We start from the raw sequence: 17737 nt of genomic DNA on the forward strand, positions 1-17737 counted from the left end.
TGCCGTACGGCAGGTCAGATCGGTAGGTACGGGCTGGGCTTGTCGTGCCAGCTGATGTTCAGGGCGTCGCGGGCTCGGGTCGTGGCGACGAACAGCAGGGAACGGGCCTTGCGCTGCTCGCGTTCGTAGCGCGGCGGGTCTTCGGTGCGGTATCGCTCGATGACACTGGTGCGCGGGATGATGCCGTCGCTGGCGCCGACGATGGCCAGGCGCTGGTATTCGAGTCCCTTGAAGCGGTGCATGGTGCCGACGTGGACTTCACCGTCGCCCTTGGGGCCGTCCTTGGTGAGTTCGGCGCAGGTGATGCCTGCCTTAGTGGCCAGGTAGTACATGGTCTGGCTGACCATGTCGCGGTCGGCCACGCACACGGCGATGCGGCCGCTGGGGTCGAGGGAGGCTCCCTTGTCATCGGTGGACAGTTCCTCGCGCCAGGTGCTCAGGGTGGTGGCGAGCCCGGCGAGTTCGTCGTCCCAGGTGTCGTACCGGCTGAAGGTGGGCTTGGGGCCGTGGAGGACGGAACGATATCCGGCAAGTGTGTCGGTGCCGTCGTCGAGGTCGTCGTAAGTGACCTTCCCGTTTTTTCCCTTGGGCTCGACGACGCGGAGGGCCTCGGCGAGGATCTCCTTCGTGGTGCGATAGCTGAGGGTCAGCCGTGAGGCGCGGCCTCGGATGTTGATGCCGAGGGCCCCGAGAGCGACCTGATGGTCGTAGATCCGCTGGTGGGTATCGCCCGCGACGAACATGTCGTTGGGCTGGTCGGGATCCGCCATGGCGCGCAGCATCTTCCAGTGCGCGGGGCGGAGGTCTTGTGCCTCGTCGACGACGATGTGCCGGTAGCGGTAGCCGAGGTAGCGCATGCCGGAGCTGTTGTCGCGGTGGATGAGGTCTTTGCCGCCGATCTCTTCCTTGTACTCGCGGCGGGCCCTGATCTTCGCGGCGCGTTCGATCTCGAAGCGGGCGGCGCGCTCTGCTGCCTGGCCCCAGGTTTCGACGCCGAGTTTGTCGAGGCGGGCGGTGAACTGCTCGATGAGCTTCCAGATGTGGTTGCGCTCGGGGCGGGTCAGCGCGCGGCCCCGGCCGGCGCGGCGGGCCCTGAAGTAGTCGGAGCGGGTGGGCACGGACTGGCCGAGGATGACCTGTTCCCACTCCTCAAGGAGGAACTCCGGCTCGAAGCGTCGGTCGTCGACTTCGGCCAGGAGTTGGCGCATCTCGTTCAGGGCCACATGGTCGTAGACGCGCTGCTTGCCACGGCCCGGGGCGGTGTTCTCGCCCAGGACGCGTGCGGCGAGCTGGTCGATGTGGGCGATGTCGACGCGGGCCAGGAGGTCGGGTTCGACGAGGGAGGCGAGCCGCAGTCGCAGGTCGGTGGTGAGGTTCTTGGTGAACGTGGTCAGCAGGATCGGCTTGTTGTGGCCGGGGGGCAGCTGTTCGGCGAGGTGCTTGACGCGGTGCAGGGCGACGATGGTCTTGCCGGTACCGGGGCCGCCGGATACGCGGGCCGGGCCCTTGTAGTGACGGTGGACGATGCGTTCCTGCGTGGGATGGAGGAAGACCTTCCAGGCGCGGAAGTCGCCTTCTTCGATGACGACGCGTACGGCGTCGTCGACCGTGGTGACCTTGGTGCGGGAGAGGGCCGTGGCGAAGTCGTCGGGGTCGGGGCGCTGGTCGAGTTCGACCGGTGCGGTGATCTCCTTGCGGACGTCGTCGATGCCCATTCCGGCGGCGAGGCCGTACAGGATGTCCTTCGACAGCAGTGGGGCACTCTCGACGAGCTGGTCGAGTTCGGCACTGGTGGTCACGGTGAGCGCCAGTTCGATCAGCTGCTCGGCCACGCCGAGTCCGCGCAGTTGGTCAGCGTCGTACGCAGCCAGCAGCGGTGGAGCAGCGGGCTCGGGCTCCGGCGCGGTAGCGGGCTTGGGGGCCTGCGCCTCGGGCTCTGACGGGGTGAGGGTGATGCCGGCCCGGCGCAGGGCGCTGTCGCCGACGACGGCGAGGTCGACGAACTCGATCTCGCCGGTAACGCGGTTGACGGCGACCTGAAGCTCTTCGTAGACGTCTTTGCGGTGGCGGACCGCGATGACCAGCCAGCTCTCGGTGCCGTCGGCGTCGACTCCGGTCTGCGTGAGCAGGGCCCGGTAGTCCTGGGAGACACGGGCCGAGTGGATACGGGAATCGCCCTTGAGCTGCTTCTTCCTCAGTCCCGGCAGGTCAGGCTTGTTCCGGAAGTTGTGGCAGAAGTCGTAGAACTGGGCCTTGACCGAGCGGTCGAGCTTGTACAGCTCCTGTTCGGCTTTGCGGTACAGGCTGAGCCGGGCCGTCATCGGGGAGTGCCTTCTTCCGTGTCGGGGAGCTGGTCGAGCAGTTCGTCGAGGCGGGCGAGCCATTCGGCGGCGGTGCGTGCTGTCCAGCCGTCCTCGGCGTACGCGGCGTCGCGTCGCTGCGCCTCGTCGTCGTCCTCGCCCTGGTGGGCGGAGACTACGGCGATCTTGATGCCGCTGGTGTGCCAGGCGAAGTCAGCCGGCCAGCGGCTGCTGTTGCCCAGTTCGTAGCCGAAGAAAGGTGCCTCCTTGCCTCGGTCGGCGAGAATCCCGGCGAGGCGGAGCAGGTCGGGCCACTCGTCGGGGTCTTCGCGCAGGATCTCCAGGATGTCCTCGTCCCAGACGGCGTCGCGGAGGACCTGGGCAACGGCGGCTTCGGCGGCCGAGTCTTGGTCGGGGTCGGGGTCGACGGGCTTGATGACGACCGCGTTCGCCTTGGGTACGGCGGGTGAGGGGGCGCCAATGAGTGAGTCGAGTTCACCGAGCCCGCCGCAGACCGCGAGGACCTCAACCTCGAAGTCGGCCGCCTTGCTGGTGGCGAGCTGGACACCATCACCGCCGGCCAGGGACAGGAACTGGGTGAGGTTGGTCCAGTACAACCAGGACCGCCAGCGCTCCTTGTGCTCGTCCGTGTCCAACACAGCCACGGAATCATCAAGCACGGCGAGCGCGGTCCACTTCAGAGCCTCGGGATCGGCCGCATCCAGGGCGAAGATGATCGGCAGCCCGCTCTCATCCTGCGTGCGGAAGACGTGGACGGGGCCGATACCTGCGGCATCCGGCACGACCGGCTTGTCGTGGCGCTCGGCGGCGGAGAAAGTGGCCAGCTCGCCGCGCAGGGCTGCAACCAGTTCGCTGCGGCGACCGGTCGCGGCGACCGGGACCGTGCCCGGCTGGGCCGTCAGCCCGGTGACCAGGGCGCGGGCCTGGCGGGCCCAACGGTCGGCATCCGGGTCCCGCAGATAGGCGATCAAGGTGTCGATGGGGTTGGCGAAGACGGCGTTGGCGAAGTGGGCGCGCTGTCCGCCGTACTGCTCGTACGCACTCTTGGCCCCTTCCTGAGCCGTGCCCCGGTAGGGCGGCCATACGGGCTGCGTACGAGTAGGGCGCTTCTCGAAGAGATCGATGTCCGCCCAGGTGATCTGGAAGACGGTCTCCCCTTCGGCGCGCAGGAGGGTGCGCTTCGCCGCGTCGGTGGCGATCTGGTTGTGTTCATGGCTGGCGTGGAAGCGAAAGCCTTCGAGGTAGACCTTGACGCTCTGGGCCGGGCCGTCAATGCGGGTGAAGGTGAAGTCGGTGACGGTGCCTCGGAGTTGCTGCTGCGCGGTCAGCCGCCAGTGCATCACTCCAGGGCCGTCGGTGAAGCGCAGATGCCCGCTGGCGTGACCGTCCTCGTCCAAGGAGGCATCGCCGGTGACCTTCACCCAGTCCCTCAGCGCGGCCAGGAAACGAGCCTCCAGGTCGGATTCCACCTGGGCGTCCAGGCCGACCAGCCCGGTGTGTTCGACCTCGGTGGTCTCCCACCCGTCCTCGCCGTCGTTCGTGAACAGCAGGGACTCCAGCATGGTCAGCGCGGCTTGGCGCGAGACGATGTCCTGGAGTGGCTCCGGCGTATAGCGGTGCAGGCAGCGGTGGCAGGCCCTGCGCTGCTCCTCCGCGCACGGGCAGTCCTTCAGCATCTCGTACGCCTTCATGAGCGTGTCGCGGAAGGCGGTGGGGTCGGTGAGCCGGTCCAAGTAGCCGGTGCCGCCGGGCAAGGAGTCGAAGAGCACCAGGAACCAGCGGCGCTCCCCGCTCTCGTTGTCCGGCATCGACGCCACGGTGGTGGCCAGGTGCTGCGGGTCACCGCCGAAGTGCAGGTCCACGCCGAGCCGCAACGCGGCCCTGAAGGAATGCACCTTGGAGTCGACGTCCGCGGTGGCGGCCGGGATCAGCACCCGCAGCGCCTCGGTCTGCAACCGATGGGCGAGCAGCACCGGTTCCTCGCGGGCTTCGGTCTTCTTACCGCGGCGCAGCGGGCACCACGGGCGGTGGTGCTTGAGGCGCCCGCTGCGGGCGGCAAGGGAGTCCAGGGCGTCGGTGTCGTGGTCGAAGACGGGCTGTCCGTCCGCGCTGGCCGCCCCGCACGCCGTGCACACGTGGAACGGGTTGAGCCGTACGCGTTGTCCGGCGAAGTCGTCGCGGGTCGGGGCGTCATAGCGGACCGGTCCGACGTTGATCCGCCGGATCATGGCGGTGCGGCAGTAGTCGACGCCGAACGTCTGGGATGCATGCCGCCACGAGCCGGGTTCGATGTCCTCGACCGGGATGTCCACGGCGTCCACGACCTTGTAGGAGCGACGGTCGCGGTCGTCCTTGTCGTCGCGGATGTGGGCATCTTCCCGTTTGTCGCGCGAGGTGACGGTGGCCGGCTCGACGATCTGGAACAGGCACGAGCCGTCGTCCGCGATGTGGGCGGTCTTGCAGCGCGGGCACGGCGAGCGGTCCTCGGCGGCGTCCTCGGTGCGTACGTAGCCGCAGCCGGGGCACACCCGCCAGGTGCGCCATTCCTGCCGGCCGCCAGTGGCGATCTCCAGACCACTGATCTGGTGCTTGTAGCCGTTGACGTAGAAGGTGTTGCCGGGGGCCAGCTCTTCCAGCGCGATACGCCTGGGCCGCTCGTAGGCGTAGGTGTCGGAGCTGTACTTCACCTTTCCTGTCTTGGCGTCCACTCCTTCTTCCCCGTACAGGGTCGCCGACAGGACAGTTGTGGAATCCATCAGCGCGTAGTTGGGCAGCAGTCCTAGGTCGCACAGCGCGGTCTGCGCCGTGGTCTCGCCCAGGTTCATCAGATGTCGCCCGACGCCGCGCCGTTCGGCGTCCAGCTCGGCCTTCTGCCGCGCCTGGTCCGGATCGGTGTCGTGCAATTCGTCGTGGGCTTCGTCGATCTCCTTCAGCCGGGCTCGCAGTGCCTGCTGGCTTCGGAACCACTCCCGCTCGGCCTCCTCCACAGCGGCGCGCAGCCCGTGTGTGGCGTACGCCCGGAGATCGGCCTTGGCCTGGTCGCTGACCCCGGTAGGGAACAATTCCAGGAACCCGTCGGCGAGTTTTTCGCCCTGGGCAAGGGCCATATCGACGAGGTCGGCCAGGTAGCCCGACGGCCCGAACAGACGGGGGGCCTTGTGCGGCAGGGCGCGCAGCACGATGCCGTCCGCGCGCACCAGCCGTCCGGCGGCGGTGAGGTCCAGCAGGTGGGCCAGGTACTGGCGGCGCAGGATCTCGATGGCCGACAGGTAGCAGCCCGGCGGCACGATGGTGCCGGCGATCAGGTCTTTCGGGCGCTCCAGGAAGTACAGGTCACGGCGTCTGCGGTCCGGGATCGTCAGCAAGAACGCATTGCCGGTACGGCGCCCGGCCCGCCCCACCTGCTGGGCGTAGGAGGCGGGCCGACGCGGCAGCGCGGCCAGCACCACCGCCGACAGGTCGCCGATGTCGATGCCCATCTCCAGCGTCGGGGTGCAAGACAGCACGTTGGGGTCCTTGAAGCCCTCGCGCCGTTTGAAGGCCTTCTCCACCTCTTCACGCTGCGGGCGGGTGAGCATGCCTGTGTGCTCGGCGGTGACCACCTGATAGGTGCCCGCGCCGCGGTACAGGCGCCGGTAGTAGTCATGGGTGTAGTCGCGATCGCGGTGGTGCACCCCTAGCCCCTCAGGCCGGTCGCCGGCCACCAGACGGCCTCTGCGGCAGCGGTAGGAGGGGCAGGGCTGCTGGTGCCACTGGTCCAGCAGGGACGGGTGGACCGTCTGCTCCCAGAAGCAGACCGGGCAGCGTACGTACGCGTGCCTCACCTGCTCGTCGTCCAGCAGCTGCGCCTCAATGTTGCCGGGCTTGAGCCCGTAGACGTTGAGCGAGGTGTCGCGGGGGGTCCGTACCGACAGCAGCCCCAGCGCGGCCAGTTCAGGCAGCAGCCGGGACCAGAACTCCGGCGCCATCTCGCGCGGCAGCTCCAGGCAGCGCCCGGCCCAGCGCTCGTACCAGGAGAGCCGACCGGTAGCGGAGTCGAACTCGCTGCCGTTCTTGGGCTGGCTGAGCAAGAACACCGGGGCTGCGACCCGCGCCGGAAAAGCCCGCATGCCAGGTGCCCGCTTGCCCCAGATGAAGTACCGGCTGGTGCCCGCCTCGTCCACGTACTTGTCGAGCCACTTGTGGGCGACCGCGCCCCGAGTGCGGAGCCGTTCCAGGAAGATTCGCACGAAGGACAGATACCGCGCGTCGTCCTGCGCGATCAGCGGCACCCCGTCGCGTACGCACTCCTCGTGAATCCGCCGGACCAGCGCCACCACGGCTTCCGGATCGTCGATGCGCACCTGCGCGGCGGCGGTGCGGGTCAGCTCCAGGGTGCGGCCGTTGCGGGAGCGGAACCCGAATTCCATCAGGGCCTCGAAGGCGAGGCGCTGTCCGATGAGTCGCCACGTGGGCATGCTGCCGCCGCGTCCCTGTCCGGACAGCAGCCGGTCAACTCCCTTGTAGACGTGCAGATCCGGCGGCACCACCGCGGCGAGGGTTTCCTCATCCGTGGTGGCCTCGACCACGTTCGCGATGAGGTCGTTGAGGGCCGTCGGCTCGTCGTGGCGCAGGTGCCCTGTCAGCAAGGCGCGCAGCGAGAAGGTGTACGAGCGGTTGGCGACGAATCCGGCCCGGTGAGCGGCGTCCTGCACCGAGTCGTTGAACATCAGCGTCTTGTCCTCGTGCAGCTTCTTGACGAGCTCCCCGCCCGTGAACAGCTGCGTGATCGACGCAGCGGCCATCGCCGCCGACCCGGTGCCCAGGTAACGGATCGCGTTGCGTTCGCCGCACGCCGGGCACCAGTCCTCCTTGGCTGCGGTGTTCGCGACCGTGCCGCCGAAGTGGACCAGGACGAACGCCGAGTCTCGGGCCGTCAGCCGGGGCTCCTTGGTGTCCTTGTCGTAGTCGTTGAGGGGATCGGGTAGTCGCAGCCGCTTGCGTGCGCCGTCCATCACCATCAGCGTGCCGCCGGCGCCCTGTCCCGCCGAGGCGCCGCCCGCACCCCGGCCGGCGCTCGACATCGGGGCCGCGCCGGAACCTTCCTTGGCTTCCCGCTCGGTCGCCGCGACCAGGTTCCGTACCCGGGCCTTGTCCTGGCCGAGCGAGGCACGCCGGATCTTGAACGTGTCGAACTGGACGTCGTGGTCGTCGCTCTCCGGCGAGAACACCGCCCAGCCCGACCGCCCGCAGTCCCGGCAGTAGACGGCCGGCAGGAACAGATTGGCGGTCTGCCCAGACGTGGCCGTGGTCACCGGCGCAGAACGTCCGCTGTCCGTCGCACTCGCGTCCGCCATCCCGGCGACGTCCCAGCGGAACTCCGCCTTCGGCCACGGCAGCACGCCGCGAAGCAGCCGGGACACCGACCGGGCCCACTGGTGCACCTCGACATGGACGAACGGGCGCGGCTCCCCGGACGACGACTTCGGGTCGCGCGCGTACGACAGGAGCGCCACGAACCGGGCCAGCGCCTCGGCCGCCTTCTCCGGCTGCCGGGCCACCGCCTCCGCCCAACCGGCCGCGCCCGCCCGCCACATGACATCCAGCACCTCCGGGCCGCTCTTCACCTCGCCGTCCAGCGCCTGCATCACCGCTCGGGTGAACAGGTGGCGTTTCAGGTTCTCGCCGAGCAGGAAGGGATCCCGGTCGCGAACCCCGGTCACCGCCTCGATGAGGTCGAGCAGTGCCTCCTCACCCGTAGCGGGATCGGGCAGCGCGAGCAGTTCATCCGGCGTGGGCAGCCCCTGCATCTTCACATCGGTGAGTGGGATGAACTCCTCCACCGACAGCCGGTTCTCCCCGACGATCGACTCCGCCGTGAACTCCGTACCGAAGACGTCGGTCGCCACCTCCAGCAGTCGCGCCACGCCGTCGTCGTCCGTCCCCGACGCGAGCGTTGCCGACGTCGCCACAGGGCAGATGGTCCCCAGCGGGCGCCCCTTCTCGGACGCCCCGATCGCGGACGCCAGCCGTCGCAGCAGCATCGCCACGTCGGTGCCCTGCGCGCCGTCGTACGTGTGGAACTCGTCCACCACGACGTATCGGATGTCCGCCTCCTGCCACAGCGGGGCGTCGTCCTCGCGCTGCAGCAGCAGGTCCAGCATCTTGTAGTTGGTGATCAGGATGTCCGGCGGCGCCAGTTGCATGTCCGAGCGCCGCGTGCGCACCTTCTCGTACCGCGTCGCCGCCCGGTCCCCGATGTACAAACCAGCCCAGAGCTTGCCCAGCTCACTGTTCTGCGTAAGCAGCTCGTTGATGCGCTGCGCCTGGTCGGTCGCGAGCGCGTTCATCGGGTACAGGAACACGGCTTTGACGCCGGTCTTTCCTGCTTCCCGCTCACGACGGCAGTGATCCAGCACCGGGTAGAGGAACGATTCCGTCTTGCCGGAGCCCGTACCTGTAGTGACGAGGGTCGGCTGCGGCGTGTGCTCGTTCGCGGACGTCAGCCGCGCAAACGCGACCGCCTGATGCGCGTACGGCGTGAACCCCTCGCGCTGCCACTCCAGTTGCTTGCGCCACTCGTCGCCGTCAGTGGTGAAGGGGGTCCGGATCCGCAGATACGGCCCCCGGAACATCCCCGACGTCTCGTCCCCGAGGAACCGGTGCAGCGCCTCGCGCGCGCCCTCGTCCGTCAGGGCGTACGTGGTCGACAGGTACTGCAGCAGGCTCTCCTTGAGCCCCCGCGCCTGAAGCGTCGGCCTCACGGCGTCGGCACCTCCTGCTTGATCGGGTCCCACTTGCCGTTGGCGATCGCATCGTCGAGCCGCTTCTGGAAGTAGGCGTGTGCTTCACGCATCTCCGCCTCGCGGTTCGCCTTGTAGAAGGGGGCGCTGTAGCCGTCGGGTACGGGGGCGGTCTTGGAATCGGCATTGTCGGCCAGGTACGTCTGGAGCTGAGTGAAGTGCTCTTTCTCCTGGTCATGGCCGTAGGTGTAGCGGTCACCAGCGATCTTGCGCTCGTTGGCATCGAACCAGGTGACCAGGTCGAAGCCCTGCATGATGTCGAAACGGGCCCGATACATGATGATCAAAGTGTCGGCGTCAATGCCGAGCCAGACAGCGACCAGAGCGTCGATCTCCACCAGCGCGGCGCGACGGGCGTATTCAGTGCGAAGGGGGGTGTCACGCTGCCAAGTAGGGGTTACGGCGTGGAGCTCCGTCTTCATGCCAGCCCATTTGTGGGCCCAGGGCTCGTCGGTATTCCAGGTGGAGTCGTAGAGCTCCTCCCAGAGGCTGGCATAAGCAGTGGTCAGGCAGTTGAGTCGAAGTGTGCGGAGGAGCAGCGCAGGGGCTAGAGGGTGCGCGGCGACGAGCGCCGGGAGACGACGGGCCTGCGCTACGTCGAGGTGCCCCACACCCGTTGTCTGGAGCAAGTAGTCCGTGGGCAGTGCGGCCCAGTAGCCAGCCATCAGCGTTGAGCTACGAACATCGTCCAGTGCAGCGGAACGGACTGAATGGACGTGCGTGGCTCCTGGCGGAATCAACGCAACGTACAAACCACGTTCCGTATCGGCCGCGATCCGCTCGCGCCATGCCAGCCGGTAGAACTCGGTGTACGGCCTAGTTGCCTTCGCGACCAGTCGGCGGTCCACTTCCACGTCCGACACCTCGCTCGGGGAGCGGCCACAGGAGAACGCGATCTCCGATCGCGCCAAGAAGTGCACCACGGCATCCAAGCGCATTCGAGCGAGCAGTTCGTGATCAAGCCACTTGGCCTGCTCGCCCACATACGTCGCGTCATCCGCGATCTGCTGGTACTCCGACTCCGGCACCGCGTCCGACGGGATCTCTAGGTGGTTCAGCCCCCGAACTTCGCCGCCACCCTGGCTCGGCTGCTTGAAGAGCGGATTGGCGACGCCCAGCTGCGGACCCTTGAGGATGACCTCGTCCCAGGAGTCGGCATGGAAGTCCTCGCGCCCTTCCCTGTTCTTGTTGTAGTCGATGAGCGGCTTGTTCTTGCCGGGGCCATACACGGACTTCTTGGCACCCGTCTCGTGGAACCCACCAGTGATACGCGGGTCGAGTGCCCCCAGCCGCAGCGGGTACGCCGCCAAGGCGTCAACGGCCGGGTCCTCCGCCGTACTCACGGGTGTGAGCAGCCGCGCCTGCGCGACGGGCACATCCTGCTCACCGGACAGCTTCAGCCACCGCGCAAGGGTATGGGGCGTCACCCGAACGACGCGCTGCTGATGTGGGCGTTCGTCCCAGTCGCCGGCGTACTTCACACCAGGCGCGTCGCCACTACCATCGTGCGTGCTCGAGAGTCGCAGTGCGTCGACGGAGAACAGCCAGGACAGGTGGTCGAAGTCGATCTCACCGCGCTCGCCGTAGATGTGCACCCCGAAGTGGCTGGACCGGCCCACCGGAGGTGGGAAGAAACGGTTGCCCGAGTTCACGAAGTCTCCGTGTACCCGCAGCCGCCGGTATGCCGCCTCCCGGAGGCCCGCTTCCTTGTCACCGCTGAAGTGGGTGTCCGGATGGACGAGTCCGACGGTGCCGCCCGCAGCGGTGTGGTCCCAGGTCTGGCACATGAACGCGCGATAGAGATCGGGCTGGCTTCCCGCGATGAGCGGATACACCTGTGGTGATGCCAGATAGTCGGACGTGGTGGCCGTGGCGGTCAACTCGCCGAGAACGTAGGAATGCACCTCGGGCTTGGCCAGCTCGGCTGAGCGTCGCCGGTTCTTCTCCGCCGCCGGAGGCTTCTCCGTGAGCATGAACCACGGCTCGTACTCCGCAAGGACGGAGTTCTCCTTCCACTCCGGCCGCACCCACGGCGGATTACCCACCTGAAGGTCGAATCCTCCGCCCCGTGCGAAGACGAGCCCGAACTCCAACTCCCAGTGCAGAAAGCCTTGTTCCCGCGCGATGTCCTTGACTACCCGCAGCCACGGGTAGCGATCTTCGGGGTTGGCAGTGTCCATGCCCATGAAGCCCGGGAGGGTCTCCTCGAACTCCTTGAGAGCATCCAAGGAGTCAAAACTGTCCAGGAGTGTGCCCTCAGGGAGGTCGGCGGTTCCCAGCATGGATTCCAGGAAGTCCAGCCAGTCACCCAGGTCCTTGAGCGGGATCATCTGCCGTCGCACTACGACCTTGGGCTTCGGTGCGGTCTTCTTCCTGGACTTCGGTCGGTTCTCCTTGGGCTCGGCAGCCTGCTCCGCTTCCTCGGCCTCGGCGAGGTCGTCGAAGGATGTCTGCTCAGCGCCCAGCGAGAACAACGCCGTCGTCGTAGCTTCGACGAAGCGCGGCTGAGCCGTCGCCGCGGGGTCCTTCTGCGACGCGCGCGGTTCGACGTACGCCTCGTCCGTAGCCTCTCCACCGACCAGCGGTACTCCCCCGAGTTCACTGAGGACGTCAGCGCCGTCGATCACCTCCCGCGGCGTGTATTCACCGTCCGTACCGTCCAGCAGTCCGGCCTTGTCTGCGGGCCAGAACCACAGGGCACACCACGCATCCATGACCGTCTTCAGCCGCCAGTACGGGGTGTCGATGGCGTTGAAGAGGTCTTCAAGGACCCTCTCCTTCGGTACGGCCTGCTCAGGGCGTCGGAGGAAGGCGTACTCGGGATCATTCGGATCGGCCTGCCAGACGTCGATGCGCCGTGCGATCGCCTGCTCGGACAGTTCCATGCGCTTGATGACGGCCGACCAGAGGAATTCCGCTCTTCGGGCAGCATCCCTCAGCCTCGTGAACTGCGAGGTCGCTTCCGGCTTCAGCCTCCCGCCCGGAAGCCGGGTATGGCTGCCGTCTTTGTTGAGATGGGCGGTACTGCGCTTCGGACGCTTCAGGAGCCCCCTCCTCCAGGAAGCGAGTTGCTCGACGCCGTCCTTGGCAAGCTCTTTGGCCTCTTTCGAGCCCGTGACCGCAGCCCAGCCTGGGCTCGGCAGCAGGAATTGGTGCACCGCGTCCTGAGGCAACGGTTGTGGCTCGCCGCCCTTGAGGAACGGGAGCGGAGTAGGCGCCATAGCGCCCTTCGCCTTCAGCCACGCCTTCTCTGTACCGGAGACATCGTCGCCATCGTAGACCGCACGCCGCCCACCGACGAGCGAGTTACCTCGGCGCAGGTGCAGGCCGAACCAGGGAGCGCGCATGCCGGGGTGCATGGTGTTCAACCACAGGGACACTTCGGCCAGTTCGACGCCGGTGGCGTTGAGATCGACGCCGTAGGCGTTGTGCAACGCGACGTACGCCTTGGCCTTCTGCTTCTCGGTGACCGCGTCAGCGGTGGGGATAGCAGTCCCGAGTTCGTCCTGGCGGCGGCGCAGGTATTCGTCGGCAACCTGGTTGATTGCCTCGTTCAAGAACGCGCCGGAGCCGAGCGCAGGCTCGCAAATCTTGTACTTGAGCAGCTCCGACGCCCGCGTCTTGATGACTTTGCCGTGCTCGTCGCGCTCCTGGTCGAGGCGGTTCTTGAGGGTGAGTTCGACCGTAACCTTGGTCAGTGACTCGGGGGTGTAGTACGAGGCGGAGGTCTCCCGGTCGCGGCCGGCAAGCCGGTAGACGAAGGAGCCCTTCTCGTACTTCTTGACGCCACGCAGGCCCTTGCGAGCGTCCTCATCCTTGTAGTGGACGAGGGCCTTCTCCGGGTAGTCATTCTGTTTGTCCGCAGGGACGAGCCAGGAACCCTTCTCCGGGTCACCCCCCTTGGCCACCTCGCACAGTAGTTCCTCTGCGATGATGCCGGTATATGACATCAACCCCTCATAGACGGCGCCGAGTTGGTTGATGCCAAGGTTGCGATAAGAGATGAAGCCGCCGCGTTCGCCGCGCTTGCCCTTCTTCATGGTCAGCAGGCGCAGCACCTCATGCAGAGCGGAGTTACGCAGCTGCAGGTCGAGCCAGCGCGGGTCATCGTCCTCGTCGCTGCGCGGGTCGATGACGCGGGTCCCGATGAGGCGGACAGCGGCGGGCTCGAAGAGTTCGCTGCGCAGCGGCTCAAATCGCAGGCCACGGTCTTCGCTGCGGCGGGCCACCTTGGCCTTGCGGGTCTCCCCATCGTCGCCGGGCTGGTCGTCGTCGGGTTCGGTGCCATACGCGCGGTGACCGAAGTTGACCTTGTTGAACAGGACGTCGAGGGATTGGAAAAGATGGAAGCCGTTCTTGGCCTCTTCCTCGACGAGTTCCTCGTCGCGCTCCACCAGTTCCCGCAGGCGGGCCATGGAGTAGCCGGCCTCGTACGTCCCGTCGTCGGCGGGGAGGATACCGAGTTCGGGGCGGGCCTCCGCGTACAGGAGGAACAGGATGCGGTAGAGGTAGCGCAGGGATTCTCGGGTGAGTTCCCGGGCAAAGGGGATCTTGGTACTTGCGATGTCGGCCGGTGTGACGTTGTTCTTCGGCTCAGCCATCCGAGCCAGGACTTCGTTGGCGATGATCTCGACGGAACGCTGCAGGCCGTAGCGGAGTTCGCTGGAGACACCGGCCGCGCTGTCGCTGGAGGACTTGAGGAGGCCGTCGATCGCGCGGGTCTGGTCGTTCTCGCCGGGGCGAAGCGTGTCCAGGCTGAACAGGGCGGCGATGGTGGCGAGTTCGCCCTGCTGGGTGCGGTCGTTGCGCTCCAGAGCGGCGTCGAGGTTGGCCGCGAGGTAGCGGCCCTCGCTCCAGGCTTGGCGGTCGGCGAGCAGGATCACGCCGCCGCACAGCAGCAGGACGAACCGGGGATGCGGGCCGCCGGCCTCGCCGAGTTCGCTCTGGAAGAGCCAGGAGACCAGAGCCGCGCCCGCCTCGTACGACTCGCTGGCGCTTACGCGCAGAGGCCAAAGCAGGCGTCCGGCGCCGTCAGTGTCAAGGGCGGCGTCATTGTCGGGGGACCAGCCACAGTCGAGAGCGACGATGCCGTGGCCGTGGTAAGCGACGGGCAGGGTCTGATCGCGTCCTGCGCGGTGCACGGTGAGTTCGACCGGCGTGGTGTCGTAGCCCAGCGCGCGCAGGACCATCTGGTGCCACTCGGCGAGCCGTTTGGTCCACTCGGGGTTGTTGTACGTGGCGAGGCGGGTTTCGTCGCCGGCGTCGGCCTGGGTGGTCTTGACAAAGTAGCCGCGCAGCTCTTCGCTGAGGTAGGGCGTACGCAGGCCGCGCAGCGACTCACGCGGCGTCTTCCGCGGGTCGTTCTCGTCGCCCTCGCGCAGCGCCCAGGTTGTGAACAGGCCCTTCTTCAAGTCGGCGCCGAGTTGATCGGCGAAGTAGTGCGCGGACATGTACTCGCCGCGGTTGGTGAAGGAGTCGAAGTCAGTACTCATCGTTCGGTGCCTTCTTCAGCGGCGGTGATCGGTTCGAGGACGGCGAGCAGGCGCAACATCGGTTCGCCCGCCGTCTGCAGGGACTTGACCAGTTTCAGCCGCCGCCCGGCCGTCCGGTCGAGCTCTGCTTCGTTCGGGCGCGCACTGGCAAAGAGCGCTTCCTGCTTCCAATCGGCTACCCGCTTGCGGTAAGGATCGAGAGTCTTTTCGATCTGCTTGCGGTACTCGGCTTCGAGAACGACGAGTTCACGATGCGCAGCCTCGATCGCATCGGGCACGAGCGCGCTGAGTCCGGGCATGTCGCGGGGCTCGGCGCGGCCGGGCATGTTCGGACCGACGCCATAGCGCTCCAGCACATCCGCGGTCAGCGTGTCCACGACCGGGTTGTCGTGCAAGTTGGAGACACCCATCCACTCGACGATGGTGGGCTTGCCGAGCGCGTTGGAGTAGATGCCCTGCACAAGGAAGGTCGGACTGTCCACGGTGGCGGCAAGCACTGGGGCCTTGTGCCGGCCGATCTCGACGAGCACCTTGTCCGTGAGCCAGTCCAGGACCGGGTGAACGTCGGTGACGTACGAGACGTTCGGCCACTGGGAGGCGGTCGTCTCCCGTGCCGCCTTCAGGCGCGCGCCTGCGAGCTTCTTGGAGAAGGTGATGCGCACCCGTCCCGGCTCGGTCTTGCGCGGCAGAATCTGTTGCTCGTCCAGGTACGACTTGGGGAGTGCTTTGAGCCGGTACAGCAGGTCCCGCGGAGGCTCGAAGGCGATGGTGCCGTCGTCGTCGCGCCGTAGCGACAACATGTCCTCCGGATTGGGGTCACAGACCTGCCGCAGCGCCTCCTCGAAGTAGTCGGCCGTGGACCGGAAGAGCTTGGGCACCACCGCTCGGGCGACTTCGGGGTGTTCGTGGACGGCGCCCACCTGGCCGAGGAGCCCGGTGAGGAAGGCAGCCCCGCCCTGTTGGGACTGTTTGATGGACTCCTCGACGGTGCGTCCCGCGATCAGGTCCTGGGTGAGGCGGTTCTCTTCGTCCCTGGCCCGGTACAGGCCGGTGACCGCTTCGGCCGACCCTTCGATCTTGTGGGCCTCCGCCTCACGCAGGAGGAGTTTCTCACCCACCAGGCGGTCGTCCAGGGTTCGCGGCTGCCCGGTCGTCTCGTCCGTGCGCCACGGGATGTCGCTCGTGAGGATCAGCGCGCGGAACTCGGGTCGGTGCTCCTGTCCGTAACGGTCGATACGACCGTTACGCTGCTCGATGCGGATCAGGGACCACGGCAGGTCGTAGTGGACCAGGCGATGGCACTGCTGGTGCAGGTTGACGCCTTCGGAGGCGACATCGCCTGTGAAAAGGATGCGTACGGGATCGTCGCGGAGCCCGAACTTCTCGACGATGTCCTGCTGTTCCTGATCGGTGCTGGCCTCGCCGTGCATGACCTGCACCGCTCCGCCGAATCCCAGCCAAGGTTTCTTCTCATCCGGGCTGGTGGTGTGGTTGAAGCCGAGCGCGGTCGGCACGGTCTCGGCAAGCCACTTCAACGTGGGGATACTCTCGGAGAACACCACCACTCGTGTATCGGAGCCCGGTCCGACTTCCATGTCGCGCAGTTCGTCGAGCAGCGCTGCCAGTTTCGCCGAGTCCTGGTCCTCGATCTGCTCGGCGAGGTGCCGCAGGTCGACGAGCGCGGCCCGCTCGGTCTTCCGTGCCGCTTCGCGTACCGCCGGGTCCTCGGGCCGGGACTTCTTGGCGCCGTTCTTGGGCTTGTCAGGCGGCGGATTGTCGAGGTTTCCGATCCGGGTCTTGATCGTCGCCAGCAGGGCCTTGTGCGACGACAGGGACGACTTCAGCAGCCGGTACGGAACGAGTTGATGCCTGCTGGCCGACGGCTCCGACGTGCTGACAGGAATCCAGCGCGTAGCCAGTTCCTTGAAGACCGCGAGTTCCTTCTCGGTGGCCGCAACGGGGATGGGCTTGGACGGACCGCGCCGAGCCCAGACGTCGTCCTTGATCGACTCCCGCACCTCGTCCGATGTCTTCGTACGCCGGATGTAAAGGTGTTTGAGGTCCTCCACCTCGTACTGGGACGGGTTGGCGATCGCCGCCTCGTCCAGCATCCTGACCAGCTCGGCGAACGAGGCGGCGTCGCCGTTGTGCGGGGTGGCCGAGGCCAGGACCAGTGCGTCGGTCTTGCGCGCCAGCAGACGGGCCAGCGCGTTGTTCTTCGTGCCCCGGTTGACGAGGTTGTGGGACTCGTCAATGACGACGGCGTCCCAGTCGGTGTGCTCCAAGTGGTGCGCGTACACATCGCTCTTCAGCGTGTCCACGGAGATGATCACGCGCTTGAAGTACGCGAACGGGTTACGGCCCGCGGGAATGTCCTGCTGCACCCGTTGGATGCCCGTCGAGTCCAGGCGCACCAGCGGAATCCCGAACCTGGTCCACAGCTCCCGCTGGAACTGCTCCAGCACATGCTGCGGCGTCACCACCAGGATCCGCTCGCCGCGACCGCGCCGGATCAGCTCCGCCAGCAGCACCCCGATCTCCAGGGTCTTGCCGAGACCCACCACGTCCGCGATCAGGATCCGCGGTTGCGGGTTCTTCATCGACAGTGCCAGCTCCGCCGGCCGCAGCTGGTGAACCTGCTGGTCCATGAGGAAGTTGTCCGCCAGCGCCAGCCCGTGCTCGGTCTGCGGCAAGAACGTCTTCCGCATGATCGCCTCAAGGAAGAGCCTGGACCGGCGGTGGTTCCGGGAGTCGTCCGGAACCAGCTCGGTCTCGCGCGGGTCCAGCGCCTGAACCGCATCGAGCCGGTCGTAGAAAGTGGCGTCCATGCCACGGACGAACGAGGAGATACCGGTGACCTCGACCATCCACCCGTCGTGCTCCGTGAGCGTGCACTTGCGCACGAGCCAGAGGTCGTCACGGACCAAGACCTGCGCACCCGGCGCGTAGCCGCCCGACTCCGGAGACCACTCCTCCGGTAGGGCTTCGGCGGGCTCCTGGGCATCCTTCACCGCATCGCTCCGACTGCCCACGGCTTCCGCCTCGACGCCCAACGTCCACTCCGATTCCTCACACACGGCGCGTCCCACGCCGTTCGCTTCCTAACGAGATATACGAGCGGCGCCCAGGCTCGCCCCATACA

The 17737-nt window shown here is 67.1% G+C and carries 4 protein-coding genes; all 4 read right to left on the bottom strand.

What is annotated here, in order from left to right:
* Positions 1 to 14: 14 nt before the first annotated feature.
* Genes ABZT12_RS00415 through ABZT12_RS00430 form a run of 4 tightly spaced genes read right to left on the bottom strand, consistent with a single transcriptional unit; the run spans position 15 to position 17606 of the window.
* Positions 15 to 2321, bottom strand: a complete 2307-nt coding sequence (locus tag ABZT12_RS00415) for a UvrD-helicase domain-containing protein (protein WP_356374858.1) — start codon at positions 2319 to 2321, stop codon at positions 15 to 17.
* Positions 2318 to 9064, bottom strand: a complete 6747-nt coding sequence (locus ABZT12_RS00420; protein ID WP_356374861.1) for a DEAD/DEAH box helicase — start codon at positions 9062 to 9064, stop codon at positions 2318 to 2320. The genes ABZT12_RS00415 and ABZT12_RS00420 overlap by 4 nt, the downstream gene beginning before the upstream one ends.
* Entirely contained in the window at positions 9061 to 14595 is a 5535-nt protein-coding gene (locus tag ABZT12_RS00425; protein ID WP_356374864.1) for a hypothetical protein, read from the bottom strand. The genes ABZT12_RS00420 and ABZT12_RS00425 overlap by 4 nt, the downstream gene beginning before the upstream one ends.
* The gene (locus tag ABZT12_RS00430; protein ID WP_356374867.1) at positions 14592 to 17606 is read right to left on the bottom strand and encodes an SNF2-related protein; all 3015 of its coding nucleotides are present in this window, start codon (positions 17604 to 17606) and stop codon (positions 14592 to 14594) included. The genes ABZT12_RS00425 and ABZT12_RS00430 overlap by 4 nt, the downstream gene beginning before the upstream one ends.
* Positions 17607 to 17737: the final 131 nt, after the last annotated feature.

The sequence above is a fragment of the Streptomyces sp. NPDC005423 genome (genome assembly GCF_040606415.1).
In the GTDB taxonomy this organism is placed as follows: Bacteria; Actinomycetota; Actinomycetes; order Streptomycetales; family Streptomycetaceae; genus Streptomyces.

Bases quoted from the DNA above. Each gene is read 5' to 3' on its own strand.
- ABZT12_RS00425 (WP_356374864.1), bottom strand. From the start codon at position 14,595: ATGAGTACTGACTTCGACTCCTTCACCAACCGCGGCGAGTACATGTCC.
- ABZT12_RS00415 (WP_356374858.1), bottom strand. From the start codon at position 2,321: ATGACGGCCCGGCTCAGCCTGTACCGCAAAGCCGAACAGGAGCTGTAC.